The sequence below is a fragment of the Jeotgalicoccus nanhaiensis genome (assembly GCF_015235105.1).
Taxonomy (GTDB): Bacteria; Bacillota; Bacilli; order Staphylococcales; family Salinicoccaceae; genus Jeotgalicoccus; species Jeotgalicoccus nanhaiensis.
Map to the genome: position 1 here is coordinate 383,870 of NZ_JADGLW010000002.1, position 16,321 is coordinate 400,190.

Sequence of the window (16,321 nt, forward strand, 5' to 3'; positions counted from 1 at the left end):
ACAGAATTTTCAAAGTATTATATATTGTTAAGAAGTTCTTTAATCCACTATAAATTACCTTTGCTACATCCACGTCATTCTCTTATTCGTGTACGTTTGTATCTGGAATTGCTAATTAGGAGTAGTCTGCAGTAAGATACTCGATTGTTTAACATGACTTCCTTCTCTCTAAACGCACACAATTCAGTTATATGTACTTCTCTTATTCTTGACTATCTATATTTTCCTTTGTAAATATTTTTCGATATAAAGACAGTTTCTGATTTCTCTAATGACTAAATTTGCAATGTGTTATTAATGGTCTTGTCAATTTCTATTTGTATTTTTTAACCAAATAAAACTAATAATAATAAACACTTATAGATTTTAATAAAAGAAAATATATAAGTCGCTACCAGTATTACTAGCAGCGACTTTTCTGATATATTTTTAAAATAAAAATCCTAAAATTAATTATTTAATGATTTCTGCCGAGTTAATAATAATTTGTTCTGCAATTGTTTTAACCAACGGTATTTCTTTAATTAATTCTTCTTCATCTTTAAATGGATTATACCATTTATAGTCTTCATTATCTTTGCTATGTATTAAAGAGTTTCTGGTATCATATATCCTTCTAGCAATAGAACTATAAATCCCTTTTTTATCTTTCCACTGTAGTTCTTTACCTCCAGAAAATTTGACTGTATTTTCAGCATAATAACTTAATAATTCAATATCTTGTTCATTTAATCTTTTCTTTATCTCATCTGCTGATGCAAATTTCTCTAATATTATCTTTAATGAATCAAATTCGTTCCCTTGTCCGTCATCTCTATTTATTTTCACTCTTGATTTAACTTTTTTTATAATTCCATTAATATCATTTGTATTATTATAAGAGAAATCGGGCTGAGTTATAAGTTCTTGAACTTCTTCTATTAATTTTTCTTTATATACTTTATCATAATAAAATTCCATAATATGATAATATGAAATATATTTTATATAATAGTCATCTGTATTACTAGCTCTACTATAAAAATCTATTAGGTTTGGGTCATATTCTCGTGCTGGTATTTTTTCATTTACATTCTCTTGCTCAACTTTCCTTAGAAAATCTTTATATCTAAATAATTCTTCCAAACTGAAGTAATTTTCAAACTTTACTCCATTTCTATATACATGTTCAAATATGAAAGAAATTCTTAATTTTCTATACTTCTCTATTCTAAATATAGATTCATTAGATATTTTGAGTGTTTCAAACTGTACATATTTTATTATATATTCTACTAAGTCAATACATTCATTTTGTAATTCATTATCCTTTTGAAATAAAGATTCATCTTCTTGAATAATATAGGCACGCGTGTTTCTTCTGAATCTGGAAAACCGCATCGATTTCATAATTGTTTTTCTTATACTTCTTTCATCCATACCATCTATATAATTTAGAATTGATTTTAAAAAATATAATGATGACATCTCGGAAATTTCTAATTTTATTTCTCTACCTGAATACTTTCCTTCGAGATTAATTTTTCTTGAATCTTCTTCATAGCGTCGAAAACTTCCAACTTCTATAGGATATTCATATGTATTATTTGAGTACATCTCTAAATTATCAAAAGATTTATTTTCAGATAATAAGCCTATTATCTTCTCTTCATCGTATTTGACAATTGTTTTATTTCCCCTTGTCTGTTGTATTTCAAAACAATCGGCATCGTTTAATTCTGTGAGATGCATAATAAATTTTAACGCAGTTTTAATTAAAGATAATTCTTCCACTTTTTTCACCTCTAGAATTTTTAGTTTCTTATTTTTAAATTTTACCTTGCACATAAATTTATATATAGCAAGATAAATGATAATAATTTACATCCATAACTACTCCGTGTATATACACTACCTTTTCCATCCATACGATTATCTGAATGTCTGATATATGTCTGATATATCTCAGAATTTCTTTGATAACTATTGTTTCTTTATATCCTCTGACAATTAACTATACCATCTAAATTATACACGTTTATATATTTACGAGATTTAGCTCAGTAAGAATATTATAAATTATATGGATTCTTATATTTTACAATTAGCACTTACTTGCAACATCAATTGTTACAAACAACGCTTCCATAACGATATATTTGATTTCTATTCATTATCTCCCTCTTCTTTAAAAGTTATAGTTAGTTTTTATACTATAAGCGTATACTTTAAGGATTTTTAAAAAAGTTCTAATTCGAATAAAATATTTTTTACATTCATTTACATATTAAAAAATGCGCCCGGTCCCCGGACGCATCTATTATTATAATTTAACTTCTCATATTGTGAGATAGTTATTTAATATATCCATTAGCCTTTAAGTACCCTTCGAATATTTTCAACCCAAAAGGGGTCAGTTTTTCTGAAATTTTTTCTGATACGTTAGTACTTTTTCCGCTCTCGATCTGTTTTAATACTTCTTTTACATTTTGCAGTTCTCTTTCTAAATCGTCCTTAATAAACTCTATATCTTCATCAGGAATTTCATTTATTTTTATTACATTACCAAATGCATTTAATTCTCTTGTATTTCGTCCCGATATACCAACTTCATATCTACTAATATAGTTATCATTAACAGTTGTATTACTACTACCGTCTATATCAATAACTACATTTTCTCTGATATTCCCTTCATTTTCCATTAGTATAATACCCCCTATGAAATTAACCTTAATCATGTTAAATGCTCTTACAGTGAATATATTACATATTCATATGTGAATACAAGAAACCGTACTGGCAATGCTATATAGAGAATTATCATGAGAAGTGTGGTCGCGTTTTATGTTAGTAAAGGGCACAGCTATATGGTGATTTACAATGCAGAGCAACATTGCGTCTTTGAACAAGATATCAAATATTGCTTGCCTCAGTTTAAAGACGTCCATATTCGGATTAAATCACAAATGCTGAAAGACGCCTTCATACCGTACATTGTATTTTAAGCTACTAGTGTATACTCCAAAGCGTTGCAACGCTTTATGCGAGAGTCCGGATTTGCCTACGCTCTAATGAATCCACTAGAAATTAAAATGCAAAGCCTTACGATTCGCATGCATAAAACAAATCGAACAGATACACATAAGCTAGATCAATCTTGTTCTACACATCCTTCTAAAAATAAGACGTTTCAAGATAATTACTACGAAGATATGTGCAATCTCTCCCAGCATTACGCGAATTAAACAAAAAAATCATTCTCCTTAGAACCCGAATTCATGCGCTGATACAGATGACATTCCCTGAGCTAGAAGACCTGTTTTACACTAACATCAGGGTTATCTTTCTATTCTTCAATTATTTACACATCTAGATATGTTGAATGGATTATCCAGAACAAGAGTAAAGAACTTAATCCTAAGGCATACAAACAAACGTCCATCTTCAAAACGTGCCACAGAAAAATCAGGCGCCTTATTAATGGCTGCAGCAGATGCTTAAAGTGTACGAGTTGATCAAATTCAAAACCATGTCAGGAGATTTTAGATATACAGCAGGCATTGATTGAACAGATGGTTTAGATATCGCAGAATATCACATCCTGAGCAGCTTTCCAAGGAGTGGCGATGTCACCGCCGTTCAAATCATCGCAGAAGTCGGAGATATCAGACGGTTTAATTCGTCTAAACAGTTAAGTACATTTACCGGTTCTTTCTAAGTCATCTATGATAATCGTTATTTCTGACTTTCCTTTTAATTCGTTTTGAATTATTTTTAATACATCATTTATATAAGGAAGTGATATAGTAAATCCACTATGAGAAAACTTAATCTCCTTTAGATACTTCAATGTTTTTCTCTATATAATTTTCGCAGTAGATACTAGTTCATAGTGCAAGTCTTCATAAAATATATTGTTACTATTCTTACCAAATAGAGATATATAATATATATTTTCATTTTTTTAACCGAATCTAAGATATACTTAGTTTTTCCAACACCCCAAGGTCCATTGAATAAAATTTTTTGGTAAGGCAACCCTTCTAACCTCTCTATGACTTCTTTGATTTTAGCTGCTTCCATTTGAATCACCTCTTATAGATACCTAAAACAACACATAAACTTGTTAAAATTAATGTGGGATTATTTAATTAAATGAATATTTAAGTTAATTATTTTAAATTATCTAGTTCTTTAAATTGATATTGTCTAGGTTTTGCTAGAACATATGATTCTCCAACATTTATTTTCAGGTAAATAAATTCTTTAATTACTTTCCTAATTAATTTAGCAATTTCGATTTTATTACCATCTATTCTAGGCTTCTTATTAATATCAAAAAAATGTGAGTGGTAATGTCTAAAGTCCTTAAGGTAAGATATAAATTTTTCATCTAATTCAATCTCTGAAAAGATTGAATTTATTATTTCCCGATCTAGACTTTTGAACATTTCTTCTAATCTTATTTTCAATGTTATATCTTTATCGCAAATAAACCTTCTATGCAGTCCTTCTAAAATAACTATGTGGGAAAGCAAATAATCATCTTCATATATTGGCTTATATATATAATTAACATAAGTATCAAATATATCAGTGAGCTTATCTTCATTATTAAAATATCCGTCAACAAATTCAGAAAATCTTCTGTTCAAAAATGGTTTAACTTGAAAAGTCAACTCATTAGAAGGTTTAGATACTTGTATATTAGATTCATTTGCCCAAAATATTTTATAATTTTTCTCTTTAGTCGATATATATAATTCTTCTACTTTAATTTGATGTTCAGTAATGAAAGAGATTAGATTACGTATTTTCATTGCTTGTGAAATGATATTATTGAATGATTGAGGTTCTTTGAATTTAAAGTTTAAAAATGGAGTATAGTCAAATTTTAAGTCGAAATCTTCACCTCGGTTATATTGATTTGCAAGAATAAAATCTGTTACTTCCATACGGTTATTTATTATACACAATCCTAGAGTACTCTCTAAATTTAGTTCAACACTACTATGAAAACGGTCTTCTTTCTTTCTCCCATATCTAAAAGGTGAGTTTGTGAATATGTCTTTAAAATACGAACAGTATATCTTAAAATTTTTATAGTGATTTTCTTCTGATACTGATTCAATTTGAGGATTGGTATCCAATAATAAATATTGGTAAATAACTTCTATCGTAATGATATTATTAGAATTATTTTTTGAGTTTAAAACTATCCCATCACGGAGCAATAGTTTCTCCCCAAAACTAGTAATGAAAACAATATTAGTGATGTCCAACTCTAGCTCATCTAATGTATCTAAAAAACCTTCTACAACAAAAGTTAAATTTATTTGATTATCATTATATTCTAATAAACCGCTTTTTGGCTCTTCAACATTACTAAAGTAAATCAAACCATGTGTAGATAATTTCTCTATCATCTTTAACTTAGCAAACTTCATAATCTAACCACATCCTTATATTTTAAAGTAGTCTTTCTAATTATTCTCTTATTTAAAAACGCCCAGTTCATCACCAGGCGTTCCATCTATTCCTACATAAAAAATATGCTCACTAAAAAGATTCCTACGACGTTAACCAGTATCGCAGACAAACTCAATTTCTTCGCTCTGCCTTCGCCGGTTTTCGTAATTAAGAGTATAACGACACTTAAAATTGCAAGTCCGATTGCAATATAATACGGCAGCCCCATCGGTGACAGGTAAATATTACCCGCTTCATTCGCTGCGATCGTCGTAATCAGATAGATTAAGTTCAGTATTGATAAAATAAGCATTAATATCCGCATCATATCACTCCTTATCCATATTCTACCTTTTATGGCCGGCGATTAAACCTTCCCGGAGTTTCAGCGTAGAGGCTTCGGTACAGCTGATGTCATGCATGAACACACGTAGTTCAAATTATAATAATTAGCATACCTTGTTCTGGATGGTGTAATCAGCAGCAAATAATCGTGCTTTTTCTAGTTCATAATTCCCAAATAACTATTATGTAAAATATTTGAATATATAGTAGCTCAATTGTAATTGTTGGGTTATATTGGTGTAGATATATAAATTTATGAATTGAATGGAGATGCTTTGCCGTGGTTTCTGGTTCGCTTATTATTACGTTGTTTGTGTTTCTAATACTAGGCACTTTTGCAACAGTTATTATTTTAAAAACAGAAAAAAGACATCGTTTAATTACAACAGTGATTGCAGTTCACTCAGTAATCATTATTTGTCTGTTAACTTTCATTGTTTTTGTTACTTCTTTACATGCAGTCGCATTCGATAATTATTCTAGTTCAGGGCCTAACACATCTGATTTTGAATCATACGAAGAATCGATTCATGAAGAAGATGATGATTCTTATGAATCAACAGAAACTTATAGTGAAGATGAGAAAATAGATTGTGTTCTCGATGGAAAGGCTATTGGTCCTGATGATCCTGCTTCAAGATTGTTCGGTGGTTCTAAATATTGTAATGAAATTGATTAATTTAATAACAAAGGAGTATGACAATGAAAAAACTATTCTTGATTTCTCTATCTGTTATCGCCCTGACTGCTTGCAGTGATACGGAAAGTACAGGAGAAGTATCTGAAGAAGATGTAACACCGTCAGAGACAACCACTGAAGAAGCGGTTGAAAAAGACACTGAAAATAATAGTACAACTGAAGCGGATAAAAACGATAATGAAAAAAATAAAGAAGAAATCGAACAAAAGACTGAAGAACTTAAAGAAGAAAAAGATGCTGTCGTTACAGAAGATTTCTATCTAGGTGTACTAGCACCCGATTTCTTGAACACTGTAGCTACAAATCCAGATATCCTGGCTATAAATGTTATTAACGAGAGTATGTCTCAAACTGATGTTGAAGCACTTTATGGGGAGTCGTATGATCGTGTCATTCCCAAAGAAGGTGCTAATTTAGCTGTATATGGTAATGTTGCAGTTCTATACAGTGATTCTATGCCTTACGGTAATGATACATATGCTAATCCTGACATTTCTCCTGATACAAACATGGTCGTTAATTTCTATCCAGTAATGAATGTATCTTATCAAGATGTTATTAATACACTAGGGATACCGTTACTTGATTATGATGAATATCAGTTACAAGGTTCACCTATTCGCTCAATGTTTTACAAAACAACAAATAATGACATTGTAGCTTTTGATATGGTTCAAACAGAAGACCAGAGTATGATTGCAGAAATGATTCATATCAACCCAGATCACACGAACATGGAATTACCTATGTTTGTTAAAGAAGTAATATACGCACTGGATGATTTTTATAGCAACGGTAATACTTATTATCAATCTTTGGTAGATGCACAAGGGATGGCTGAAGAAAGTATTCAAAATTATAATGAATACTACGATTACGTACAGACCACTCGACTACTTAATGAAATCAGTATTTCTCCAAAAGACGAAAATTCTTTTGAAGTTAATGTTCTAAGAGAGTTTTATTTAAATGATAGTGAAGATCCTGCTACTACAGCGGAAACTTATCTTATAGAAAGAATTAATGGCGAGTATAAGTTAAATGATGTTACTTATCATCCTTACAATCCTTAAGTAACCCCAGTACCATTTTTACTATAAATAAATTTTACTCATAAAACACACTTATTCATTGATAGTTCACCTGAAATTCTTAACTCAATGATATAAGTGTGTTTTTGTAAAAATTCTAAAATACAAAGAAAGCTAAGAATATATAAACTCACTTCCCTTACCTTTTATGGCCGGCGATTAAACCTTCCCGGAGTTTGAGTGTAGAGGCTTCGGTACAGCTGATGGCCCGCATAACGCTCAGCTGTCCGTATTTTACTTTCAGTGCATCGATGGTCTTCATCAGCGCTTCTTCTTTCAGCATTTTGTCGACGTCCTGAAAGAGTGAGACCTGTTTCTGGCTGTCCGGGATAAAGTTCGTCAGTGTGACACTGATTGTCCGGTAGAGCGCGTACGGATCTGCGATTGTCTTCAGCTCCTGCCAGAGTCTTTTCATAATCATATCTTCGCTGTTGGTGCCTTCTTTAATAGTGAACTGCTTGCGGTAAATATGCCCGTCTTTCGTGCCGACGGAAAACTGAACCGTCTTTACGAGCTGGTGCATGAGCCGCATGCGATGGGTCACTTCATCCACATGTTCAAAGAGAACGACGTAGGTTTCGCTGAATTTGTAGTCGCGCATCAGAATCTGACTTTTTGCGATCGACGGTGAATGGACTTTATGTTTCTCGCTGATCTTGCTGAAATCGATGCCGTTCGCGTGCAGATGCCAGTCGACACCGATAATGCCGAAGTCCCGCTTCAGGTACTCGTGTGGATAGTTAGCGAGATCTCCGATATTAAAAATCCCGCGCTGGTTCAGCTTCTTTTCACTTTTCTTATTAATGCCCCAAAATTTACTCAAAGGCTTGATGTGCCACATCTTCTCAATGACATTCTCGTAGCGCCATTCGGTAATCCCGTCCGGCATATGCTTCGCTTCAATATCCAGAGCCACCTTGCTTAACAGCAAATTATCACCGATCCCGACGGCACATTCGATTAAAGTCTCTTCATATATTTCGGTCTTTATCTTCCTGGCAAGCTCTCTCGGTGAAGCGGCAAACAAGCGGTAGCTGTGCGTCACGTCCATGAAGAATTCGTCGATGGAATACTGATGAAAATCTTCAGGTGCAACGTATTTGAGGGCAATTTCCGTAATTCTCATGGAGTAATCCAAATAGATTTTCATGGAAGGATTGATGATAAAAATATCGCTCCTGGCGGGAATCTCGAACAGTCTGGATCCTGTTTTAATCCCGAGCTTCTTCAACTCAGGCGTTGCAGCCAGCACGACAGAACCCATGCTCTTGGTGTCTCCGACAACAGCGAGCTTGGTTGTTTGCGGATCCAGCCCCTTCAGCCTGCAAGACACGCTCGCAAAGAAACTTTTCAAATCAATGCACAGAATATCGTACTGCGGACACAGATTATAGTCATACATGAAGATCACCCCTATATAGAACATATGTTCTATTTTAGCATAAGAGTGATAAAAAATGCGGGATTTCATTTTAATTTTCCGAAATAAATCGAACAAACGTTCGATTTTTGGTATAATTAGTATATCGCCTATCCATCCCGGGCGAAATCGGACCGGGAGGAGGTGGAAGCAATGGATTATCTTTTTGTAGAAATTTTAGCACCCATAATCACCGGGTGCCTGGTTGCGTACTTTGTATACTGGTTAGACAAACGCGATGAATGATAGGCGAAAACCACACCAAAAAAACCCCCAATCTAGGACCAGTAGATTGGGGGTTCGGTGTTGCAATGGAATATCTTTTTGTTACTTGAATTATAACATCAGTCATAATAAAAAGTAAAATGACAAGACATTAAAACCCCCAGATGCTCTTCCCAGCATTTGGGGGTGATGAAATCATGTGCACTATTTTTGTTACTTTTAATTTAACATAGAGTGAATCTGGTTTCCAGTTTGAAGCAATCTCATATAAAATGATCTCAATTTAAATAGTTTAAGATTCCGATAATAGGCGCTGATCAAGCGAATCAACTCTATCTGGATGGATAGTTTTAAAAAACTTTCTGACTAATTTTCTTTGTGCTATTTCATGAATGATGACGTAATAACAGAAGTCTTCAAGGGTGTCCTGCGTAATCAATACACTTTCTTGTGCTTCATCTTCAGATATGAGAATCTCTGAATCTTCAATAACTTCTCTAATATCAAGATCGTTACTGCAGATTATACTTGCATTTAGTAATACAGCTGCTGCAAGACTGTGAATTTCTCCAAGGTCATTTGTATGCTTTAACTCTCTCGATTCAGTAATTTTCTTAGCATCTAATTGTCGAAATGATTCGTATACATCATCTAAATAGGCTTCATACAAATCGTATTGATTATCCGTTAAAGCTTTTTCATCTTCAGGATCAAACAGTAACCAGCGTTTTTCAGTAATGAAACCTTCAATCTTTTTCCTTGCAGATGATAATTTTACTTCTTCTAAAACTATTTTATGAATATAGATTTCTTCATATAAATTATTAATCCATTCAAACACATCTGTCTTCCCAAAGCTGTCCGCATAAATAATAATATTAGCATCTATAAATACTTTACCCTTACGCATCGTTTTGTTCTCTATTATTCAGGTATTCGGCTTTCTGTTCCTGCAGCACCTCTGCAAGTTTGGGATTATATCTCCCTATCTTATTTGCTCCAGTCAGACTGTCCAGCTTCTCCTGCTCAACTGCATTTCGTACAATCGTTTCGTACGCTTCGAATTTTTCAATAGCCTGAGGTTGATCTAGAAAACTTTCAGGTAAGTTGTACACAAAACGTTTCTGCTTCCACTCATCTTCCGGTATACTCACTGGAGCATCCCTATCCCCAAGTTCTCTGACACGCCGGGCCGTTGCGTCATATGGTACACTAGCAAAATCCGCAAGATGAATCACCGCTTCTTCTGTACCATATTCACGTTTAAACTTTTTCCATAAATCTTTTGTCAGACCTTTGGGCAACATCACTGCAGCTGCAAAACGGTCTGCTGCTCTTTCATGGTCAAATGATTCAGACTGCATTTGACTGCCTTCAGATAAATGCCATAGTTCATGCGCTGCTGTAAAATAACGCATTCGAAGCGGCTGAAACGTATTCAATGCGATAAACTCCTCACCCGATTCATGAACCACTGCAGCCCCGTGATAATTCTCATCCTCGGTATATTGATAAATCAGATTGACTTTGTCATCTATCAGTTTTTCAATATGTGCACCGATAAAAATATCATTGCCAAACTTTTCTTCTAAAAAGTCCTGCGCAAAAGCTTCTGCTGTTTTTTCAGCTTGAATTTTTAAGTCCATATTATCACCTGCTCTTTAAACCAATGTAATCTTCAATAGCAAATATCATTGACTTCAAATCCTGTCTGGAACGACGATTAGAAGTTTGACCACGAAGTTGCACAGTTAAACCACCTGATTGAGAACTGTCTTTAACTAATTCTTTCATGGGAATACCGGTGATTCTTGACAAGTCTTCAATACGTTTCGGCAAAATCGCTCTTTTCCCGGACAACATATGGCCAACCAATGATTTACTTACATTTAATTCAGCCGCCAACCATTCATGAGTCTTATCATTTTCTTTAAGCCAGTGCTTCACATTTTTAATTACAACTTCATTCATTTTCATTTAGGTTCACTCCTTAGGCTACTTAATTATACAATATTGTGTAGTCGACTACAACTTAGTTACATTCAGCTAAAGATTTAATTTAAAACGAAAAACCTCCAGACACTCTTCCCAGTGTTTGGAGGTTTAGCGAAGTTATACGCACTATTTTTATTACTTATAATTTAATATATAACAAAATAGATTCTAGTTTGAAGATAATCAGTTAGAAAATTAGCCTAAATTATCATAACAACTTGAAATCACTTCTTATCTGCCCGTTTAGATTTGATACTAATTTTCTTTTTGCCAACGAGTGGCGATAATTTCCCTACAGATCGACATCCTTCTTCTATGGACTTGTTTAAGGCAATAATTCGATTATCCGGTATATTACTAATATCTAAATCTCTTCTCTTGATATACCTCATAATAATCCCTCCCCGTCTCATCTACAATCCTATACCCACTGCATCCTTAAAAACTAATACTATTTTAAGAAAAGTGTATTTAATAATCGAGCAAATGTTCCGTTTTAGTATAATTAATGTATCTTCTATTCTTTCTGGACGAAATACGGATCGGGAGAAGGTGGAATTCATGGACACTATTTTTTTATATTCCGTTGGCCCGATTATCGTCGGGTGCATCGTGCAGCTGTTTAAGCGCTGGCTTGAGCTGCAAAGAAAAGATTAGGCGATAAGCACCAAGAAACCCCCGAACTCTCTTCCCGGCGTTTGGAGGTTCTGGGGTTCTAATAAAAACGAACTAATATTGTTTGACACATTTGTCATTCTATATCTTTATTATGTTGCATTAGATTATCTGTTGGACTAAATATATATTTAAATATTAGTGTCAATAAAGCAAAAGTGTTTAAAAAGGTCGCACTTACGAACACGATAATAATAATTTTTTCAGTTGTCGGAAAAGTATAACCCCACCCACGGCTTTTTTATATTCTTGGTAATCATCAAAAGCGTTTTTTCTATCTTCTTCTGCATATTCACGTTCTTCTTTAGAAGTGATAGTCAATCTTATGTTTTCAGGATTAACGTCTTTTTTCAACTCTTCCAGCAGCTCTTCATCTATCGTTGTTTTCTTTTCGCTCATTAACTTAGGCCCTTAATTTTTCTAACTGCACATTTGCAAATGATTTCGTAATATTAAAAGACTCTGCAATTCTCGAACTTAAAAAGTCGAGTTGATCTTCTTCAAATGAACTTACAGGTTCAACAATGACTCTTTCAATAACGTCTATCGGTGCTAATAATTGAGCAGCAAATTCATTCGCTTCTTTCTCATACTCATACAAATCGTGATTATAATATGAGTCCTGTCTATATAAAATAGTCATTTGATCTTTTGATATCTTACTTTCAGGATATCCCCAATGCATAATAATATGCCCGAGTTCGTGAGCCATTGTAAATCTTCTTCTGCCTTCTGACTCCTTAGCATTTACAACGATTTCAGGCTGACCATTTTTGGCCATTCGGGTATATCCGCTTACTTTTCGTGGATTAGGAAAACCGGACATATCACTATAGAAAACCTTCACTCCAAATTTTTCAATAACGTCTTCCAGATTATTAAGAACATGTTCGAATGCAAAATTTTCATCATTTACTCTGAGTTCATTTACAAGTGTTCTAATTCTCTCCATGATAGTCCTCCTTATATAATCCTTTATTCTTATACTAAACGACAAAATAATTATTAGCCATCTATCTGATATATACTGGAAGAGTATATAAAAAGAAGAATTGATTATGCAGCATCAAAAGACGAGGTATTGGTGCTGGAAAACCTATTGATCAGCTATTCAACGGGCGCATACTTCAACAGTATCGTCTGGTGGATAAAAAACGACTATCCGTATACACCGAAAGAAATGACGACGATATTATTAAGATGGTCAGTTAAAGGTCATTATAGAGAAGGCATAACAAGTTTTATAAAAGATTAATCAAGAAGATAAAAACCTCAGACATATATAATATTTGAGGTTTTATTTACATTAAATATTAAAATTTCAATCCTATTGTTTCAATACGGGCTCTATTCTGGTATTCCATAATTCTTTGACTACTGCAGCTATCTCTTTATACTCAGAATTCCCCGGTATATTCATCATTAATTTCATAGTGAATTCACCATTTTGGTTATAATTAAATACGAGACTTTCATTCAGAGTATTATCGGAATTAATATCAAGCATATGTCCGAATTGAAAATTGATTCCTTGAAAGAGATGATTTCCTCTCCATATTTTCACTCCTGTCTTTAAGTTCCCATCAAGATATAACTTAAAGACATGCTTCTGCTGATTTATTTCTTCTTTAGTATACTGGAAATTAGAATTTTTATTTTCCAGTTCTATAAACAGCTGGTTGAATAAATCAACCAGTTCGCTATAAACACTGCCTTCCAGCTTATCTTTTTCTAAATCATTCAACTCTTTTAGCTTTGGTAAATCAATATCATCAAATACTTGATTATTAGATGTAAGGTTCTCTATATTAGAATATCCCGGCTTTAATTCCTTCTTCTTACCAAGCGGAGGTAGTTCATAATACGGCACCCCCTCTATTCTGTATAACAGTTGCTCATACTTTCTTTTGTATTCACTATTGCTTGAAAAGTCTATAAAATGAAAGCCTCGAAGATGAGATGGAACCGCATCCTTGAAGTCTCCATCATGACGCAGTATAAAAATATACTTATCAGAGTTACTAAGTAAATCTGGTAAACTCTGAAGAGTTTCAAAACCAACTCCGCCTTGCATACTATCTGCTTTCTGAGCGTATTCCTTAGTGAGTACCATAATTACATGATCACTTTCATTCATCCTCTCAACCATCATTCTTTCTAATTGCACTGTATTTGTTTGAGTGATTAATTTATCAATCATGGCATCTACTCCATCACTGCGTAAATCCTTCACTAAATCAAATACCCACTGTTCATGTTCAAGTGTTCCCCAATCATAGCTGACAAATACTTTTTTATGATCTTCAGACATACTGTCACCCCGTGTCTTTATTTTTAATACTGTTACAAAAATATCTTCATCAATAAATATTTAGTTGTTTTGCATATTATCGGGTGGATGATTAAATACTGAGTAAAAATAGAACTGACTCACAGCTACAGATATAAGCTTCTTATAGTTCATTACATCTTTGTCTCTCAATAATTTTCCTGTGCCATTCTCATGTGAGTCAAAATAAGTCACTCCAGAATAGAAAGCAACTATTTCATCAAATAACTGCAGTTCCTCTTCAGTTCCATCATGTCTAATTCTATTTTTCATAGTATTTATATCTGTATAGGTTAAATTGTAGTGCAATTTAAGCACTTCTTCATATGCCATATATAACTTCTGTATAGTTGCAACTGAGCCTTCATTTTCTAAATAGTTATTTAACATATTTTGAGTATATAATATTTGAATCTTTGTCATTCTAATAAGATCTTCATTAGGAATATTAAATCTGCCTCCACCACCAATTCTGGGAGCCTGCTTGATTTCAACATCCTTATAAAAATCCGCTTTATTCTCTAAACCTTCTTTTAAGTACTCTAAATCCAAATGGATACTAGTTTCTCCGTGTGTGATTTTGGATATTCTATTGATTAAATCTTTCAATTCTTGTTTGAATATAAATATAATAATTAATATTAATAAAGGGAAATTAAAATTAACATACAGGAACTCGAAGGTATTAGATACAGGTTCTAAAGTTTCAAAAGAATTACCGAGTACAATAATTAAAATAAAAATTATTAATAGGAATAGATTTTTCATTAGAACCTCCTTTGAGTTAAAATTTATAATTACCAGTTTATTTTATTTAACTCTATTGTAACCCACTTCAACAAGACTTATTACATTATAACTCTCAATCTATAAACCAATTTATGTTGTTTTTTGACTAATAGAGTGCGATAATTAGAAACTAAAAGGAATGTGAGGTGCGTTATGGCTATCCAAGGTATTCAAATGCTTCCACCGGAAGTTAAAATGGAAGATGCTTTAGTACTGTATAAAGAAATTGCAGAAATTAAAACTCTGATTGGGAAATTGAATTCTGAATTAAATCATTCAATCATTAATTCTCAGCTTATACAGATATTAAGTTTACAAGAATCTGTACAATCTACTCGTATCGAAGGTACACAGGTTACTTTTGCCGACATGATTGAAGATGCCACTAAGAAAAGAAAAAGTAGTGAAGTAGTTGAAGTTGATAATTATTTAGCTGCATTAAAAGAAGGAATTGAGTTGACTAATCAGGGCTATCCTATCTCAACTCGTTTAATTAAACAGCTCCACGAAATACTTATGGGAGAAAATACTAGAGGCACTACAATATCGGCCGGTGAATTTAGAAAGATTCAGAACTTCATTGGTCCAACGGATCGAATTGAGGATGCTGTATACATTCCGATACCTGCTAGTGATATTAGCGATTACATGAGTAATCTTGAAAATTATGTTAACGGTCAAGAACATTATACTTTCAATACAAGTAATCAAGAAAATCATATCTTGCTTGATATAGACTCTGATCCTTTAATTAAAACTGCAATCATGCATGCCCAATTCGAATCTATCCACCCTTTTCTCGACGGTAATGGAAGAATGGGGAGAATATTAATTGTGCTCAATACTATGAGTGACAATTTAATTGAATATCCTGTTTTCTTCGTAAGTGAAGAATTAGAAAAGGAACGACTTAGATACTATAATCTTTTAAATGGTGTACGCGGCAATAACCCAGATTGGTATGCCTGGATAAAATTTTTCCTTGATGCTTGTAAAAGAATGGCAACAAGCATACTTAACAAACTTGAATCTATAGAACAGCTGGCTAGAAAAGGGTTAAGGCTAATCAATTCTACCGGCAGTATCAATAAAATTTGGTTTTACTCATTTACGAAACCATCAGTCTCCACCCGGGAAGTTGCTGATTTTTTAAATATCAGCCCAACTACTGCCAGAAACGGATTAAATCATTTAGTTGATTTAAAACTATTAGATACTGACAAAGCTAAAACTAAAAATAAAGTCTATGTTAATTACGATTTATTAAGACTCCTCGGATAATTATTGTTAAGGTACTTTTA

General features: G+C 33.0%; 21 protein-coding genes. 7 read left to right on the top strand and 14 right to left on the bottom strand.

The features are described 5' to 3' along the window. Window positions 1-453: 453 nt before the first annotated feature. Together IR135_RS04175 and IR135_RS04180 are read right to left on the bottom strand one after the other, a co-directional pair. On the bottom strand, window positions 454-1,773 hold the full coding sequence (locus IR135_RS04175) for a hypothetical protein (RefSeq protein ID WP_135096972.1): 1,320 nt from the start codon (window positions 1,771-1,773) through the stop codon (window positions 454-456). Between the two features lie 560 nt (window positions 1,774-2,333). After that, window positions 2,334-2,684, bottom strand: a complete 351-nt coding sequence (locus IR135_RS04180; protein ID WP_135096974.1) for a hypothetical protein — start codon at window positions 2,682-2,684, stop codon at window positions 2,334-2,336. 899 nt (window positions 2,685-3,583) lie between these two features. Between IR135_RS04180 and IR135_RS11775 the strand changes: the two genes are divergently transcribed. Continuing rightward, window positions 3,584-3,700 carry a transposase gene (locus IR135_RS11775; RefSeq protein ID WP_416212701.1) on the top strand — a complete coding sequence of 39 codons (117 nt, stop codon included), beginning with the start codon at window positions 3,584-3,586 and terminating at the stop codon, window positions 3,698-3,700. A 164-nt stretch (window positions 3,701-3,864) separates the two neighbouring features. Here IR135_RS11775 and IR135_RS04190 read toward each other — a convergent pair whose 3' ends face one another. The 3 genes from IR135_RS04190 to IR135_RS04200 all read right to left on the bottom strand — a co-directional run bounded on the left by IR135_RS04190 (window position 3,865) and on the right by IR135_RS04200 (window position 5,779). Further along, a complete protein-coding gene (locus IR135_RS04190) occupies window positions 3,865-4,065 on the bottom strand; it encodes a hypothetical protein (protein ID WP_135096976.1) in 201 nt (66 codons plus the stop codon). A gap of 89 nt (window positions 4,066-4,154) precedes the next feature. After that, complete coding sequence (locus IR135_RS04195; protein WP_135096978.1) at window positions 4,155-5,429, bottom strand: HEPN domain-containing protein; 1,275 nt, start codon at window positions 5,427-5,429, stop codon at window positions 4,155-4,157. Between the two features lie 92 nt (window positions 5,430-5,521). Further along, window positions 5,522-5,779 (bottom strand): hypothetical protein, encoded by a 258-nt coding sequence (locus IR135_RS04200; protein ID WP_135096980.1) that lies wholly within the window; start codon window positions 5,777-5,779, stop codon window positions 5,522-5,524. Window positions 5,780-6,076: 297 nt separating this feature from the next. On the opposite strand from IR135_RS04200, the gene IR135_RS04205 reads away from it, so the two are divergent. Further along, the gene (locus tag IR135_RS04205; protein ID WP_135096982.1) at window positions 6,077-6,475 is read left to right on the top strand and encodes a hypothetical protein; all 399 of its coding nucleotides are present in this window, start codon (window positions 6,077-6,079) and stop codon (window positions 6,473-6,475) included. A 23-nt stretch (window positions 6,476-6,498) separates the two neighbouring features. Beyond that, the gene (locus IR135_RS04210) at window positions 6,499-7,569 is read left to right on the top strand and encodes a hypothetical protein (RefSeq protein WP_135096984.1); all 1,071 of its coding nucleotides are present in this window, start codon (window positions 6,499-6,501) and stop codon (window positions 7,567-7,569) included. Between the two features lie 157 nt (window positions 7,570-7,726). Here IR135_RS04210 and IR135_RS04215 read toward each other — a convergent pair whose 3' ends face one another. Then, a complete protein-coding gene (locus tag IR135_RS04215; protein WP_135096986.1) occupies window positions 7,727-8,989 on the bottom strand; it encodes a Y-family DNA polymerase in 1,263 nt (420 codons plus the stop codon). Between the two features lie 171 nt (window positions 8,990-9,160). Between IR135_RS04215 and IR135_RS04220 the strand changes: the two genes are divergently transcribed. Then, window positions 9,161-9,253: a type I toxin-antitoxin system Fst family toxin gene (locus IR135_RS04220; RefSeq protein ID WP_135096988.1), complete on the top strand. Its 93-nt coding sequence runs from the start codon at window positions 9,161-9,163 to the stop codon at window positions 9,251-9,253. Between the two features lie 271 nt (window positions 9,254-9,524). Here the strand turns inward: IR135_RS04220 and IR135_RS04225 are convergent, their stop codons facing one another. From IR135_RS04225 to IR135_RS04240, 4 genes are all read right to left on the bottom strand, one after another. After that, window positions 9,525-10,142: a PIN domain-containing protein gene (locus IR135_RS04225; protein ID WP_135096990.1), complete on the bottom strand. Its 618-nt coding sequence runs from the start codon at window positions 10,140-10,142 to the stop codon at window positions 9,525-9,527. After that, complete coding sequence (locus IR135_RS04230) at window positions 10,135-10,878, bottom strand: ImmA/IrrE family metallo-endopeptidase (RefSeq protein ID WP_135096992.1); 744 nt, start codon at window positions 10,876-10,878, stop codon at window positions 10,135-10,137. Before IR135_RS04230 ends, IR135_RS04225 begins: the two co-directional genes overlap by 8 nt. A 4-nt stretch (window positions 10,879-10,882) precedes the next feature. After that, complete coding sequence (locus IR135_RS04235) at window positions 10,883-11,209, bottom strand: helix-turn-helix domain-containing protein (protein ID WP_135096994.1); 327 nt, start codon at window positions 11,207-11,209, stop codon at window positions 10,883-10,885. Between the two features lie 242 nt (window positions 11,210-11,451). Beyond that, window positions 11,452-11,619: a hypothetical protein gene (locus tag IR135_RS04240; RefSeq protein WP_167753358.1), complete on the bottom strand. Its 168-nt coding sequence runs from the start codon at window positions 11,617-11,619 to the stop codon at window positions 11,452-11,454. A 169-nt stretch (window positions 11,620-11,788) separates the two neighbouring features. On the opposite strand from IR135_RS04240, the gene IR135_RS04245 reads away from it, so the two are divergent. Continuing rightward, the gene (locus IR135_RS04245) at window positions 11,789-11,884 is read left to right on the top strand and encodes a type I toxin-antitoxin system Fst family toxin (RefSeq protein WP_167753359.1); all 96 of its coding nucleotides are present in this window, start codon (window positions 11,789-11,791) and stop codon (window positions 11,882-11,884) included. A 195-nt stretch (window positions 11,885-12,079) separates the two neighbouring features. Here IR135_RS04245 and IR135_RS04250 read toward each other — a convergent pair whose 3' ends face one another. Further along, window positions 12,080-12,301, bottom strand: coding sequence for a hypothetical protein (locus tag IR135_RS04250; protein ID WP_135096999.1), 222 nt, complete (start codon window positions 12,299-12,301; stop codon window positions 12,080-12,082). A 4-nt stretch (window positions 12,302-12,305) separates the two neighbouring features. After that, window positions 12,306-12,854 carry an ImmA/IrrE family metallo-endopeptidase gene (locus tag IR135_RS04255; protein ID WP_135097001.1) on the bottom strand — a complete coding sequence of 183 codons (549 nt, stop codon included), beginning with the start codon at window positions 12,852-12,854 and terminating at the stop codon, window positions 12,306-12,308. Window positions 12,855-12,941: 87 nt separating this feature from the next. On the opposite strand from IR135_RS04255, the gene IR135_RS04260 reads away from it, so the two are divergent. Further along, window positions 12,942-13,157, top strand: a complete 216-nt coding sequence (locus IR135_RS04260) for a TetR-like C-terminal domain-containing protein (protein ID WP_416212702.1) — start codon at window positions 12,942-12,944, stop codon at window positions 13,155-13,157. A 72-nt stretch (window positions 13,158-13,229) separates the two neighbouring features. Here IR135_RS04260 and IR135_RS04265 read toward each other — a convergent pair whose 3' ends face one another. Both IR135_RS04265 and IR135_RS04270 read right to left on the bottom strand, forming a co-directional pair. After that, a complete protein-coding gene (locus IR135_RS04265; protein WP_135097003.1) occupies window positions 13,230-14,213 on the bottom strand; it encodes a toll/interleukin-1 receptor domain-containing protein in 984 nt (327 codons plus the stop codon). A gap of 60 nt (window positions 14,214-14,273) precedes the next feature. Continuing rightward, the gene (locus IR135_RS04270; protein ID WP_135097005.1) at window positions 14,274-14,999 is read right to left on the bottom strand and encodes a hypothetical protein; all 726 of its coding nucleotides are present in this window, start codon (window positions 14,997-14,999) and stop codon (window positions 14,274-14,276) included. A gap of 174 nt (window positions 15,000-15,173) precedes the next feature. On the opposite strand from IR135_RS04270, the gene IR135_RS04275 reads away from it, so the two are divergent. Further along, window positions 15,174-16,301, top strand: coding sequence for a Fic family protein (locus tag IR135_RS04275; RefSeq protein WP_135097007.1), 1,128 nt, complete (start codon window positions 15,174-15,176; stop codon window positions 16,299-16,301). Window positions 16,302-16,321 lie beyond the last annotated feature (20 nt).

Coding starts and splice junctions, on each gene's coding strand:
- IR135_RS04180 (WP_135096974.1), bottom strand. CDS start 2,684: ATGGAAAATGAAGGGAATATCAGAGAAAATGTAGTTATTGATATAGAC.
- IR135_RS04190 (WP_135096976.1), bottom strand. CDS start 4,065: ATGGAAGCAGCTAAAATCAAAGAAGTCATAGAGAGGTTAGAAGGGTTG.
- IR135_RS04195 (WP_135096978.1), bottom strand. CDS start 5,429: ATGAAGTTTGCTAAGTTAAAGATGATAGAGAAATTATCTACACATGGT.
- IR135_RS04200 (WP_135096980.1), bottom strand. CDS start 5,779: ATGATGCGGATATTAATGCTTATTTTATCAATACTGAACTTAATCTAT.
- IR135_RS04210 (WP_135096984.1), top strand. CDS start 6,499: ATGAAAAAACTATTCTTGATTTCTCTATCTGTTATCGCCCTGACTGCT.
- IR135_RS04215 (WP_135096986.1), bottom strand. CDS start 8,989: ATGTATGACTATAATCTGTGTCCGCAGTACGATATTCTGTGCATTGAT.
- IR135_RS04220 (WP_135096988.1), top strand. CDS start 9,161: ATGGATTATCTTTTTGTAGAAATTTTAGCACCCATAATCACCGGGTGC.
- IR135_RS04225 (WP_135096990.1), bottom strand. CDS start 10,142: ATGCGTAAGGGTAAAGTATTTATAGATGCTAATATTATTATTTATGCG.
- IR135_RS04230 (WP_135096992.1), bottom strand. CDS start 10,878: ATGGACTTAAAAATTCAAGCTGAAAAAACAGCAGAAGCTTTTGCGCAG.
- IR135_RS04235 (WP_135096994.1), bottom strand. CDS start 11,209: ATGAAAATGAATGAAGTTGTAATTAAAAATGTGAAGCACTGGCTTAAA.
- IR135_RS04240 (WP_167753358.1), bottom strand. CDS start 11,619: ATGAGGTATATCAAGAGAAGAGATTTAGATATTAGTAATATACCGGAT.
- IR135_RS04245 (WP_167753359.1), top strand. CDS start 11,789: ATGGACACTATTTTTTTATATTCCGTTGGCCCGATTATCGTCGGGTGC.
- IR135_RS04250 (WP_135096999.1), bottom strand. CDS start 12,301: ATGAGCGAAAAGAAAACAACGATAGATGAAGAGCTGCTGGAAGAGTTG.
- IR135_RS04255 (WP_135097001.1), bottom strand. CDS start 12,854: ATGGAGAGAATTAGAACACTTGTAAATGAACTCAGAGTAAATGATGAA.
- IR135_RS04265 (WP_135097003.1), bottom strand. CDS start 14,213: ATGTCTGAAGATCATAAAAAAGTATTTGTCAGCTATGATTGGGGAACA.
- IR135_RS04270 (WP_135097005.1), bottom strand. CDS start 14,999: ATGAAAAATCTATTCCTATTAATAATTTTTATTTTAATTATTGTACTC.
- IR135_RS04275 (WP_135097007.1), top strand. CDS start 15,174: ATGGCTATCCAAGGTATTCAAATGCTTCCACCGGAAGTTAAAATGGAA.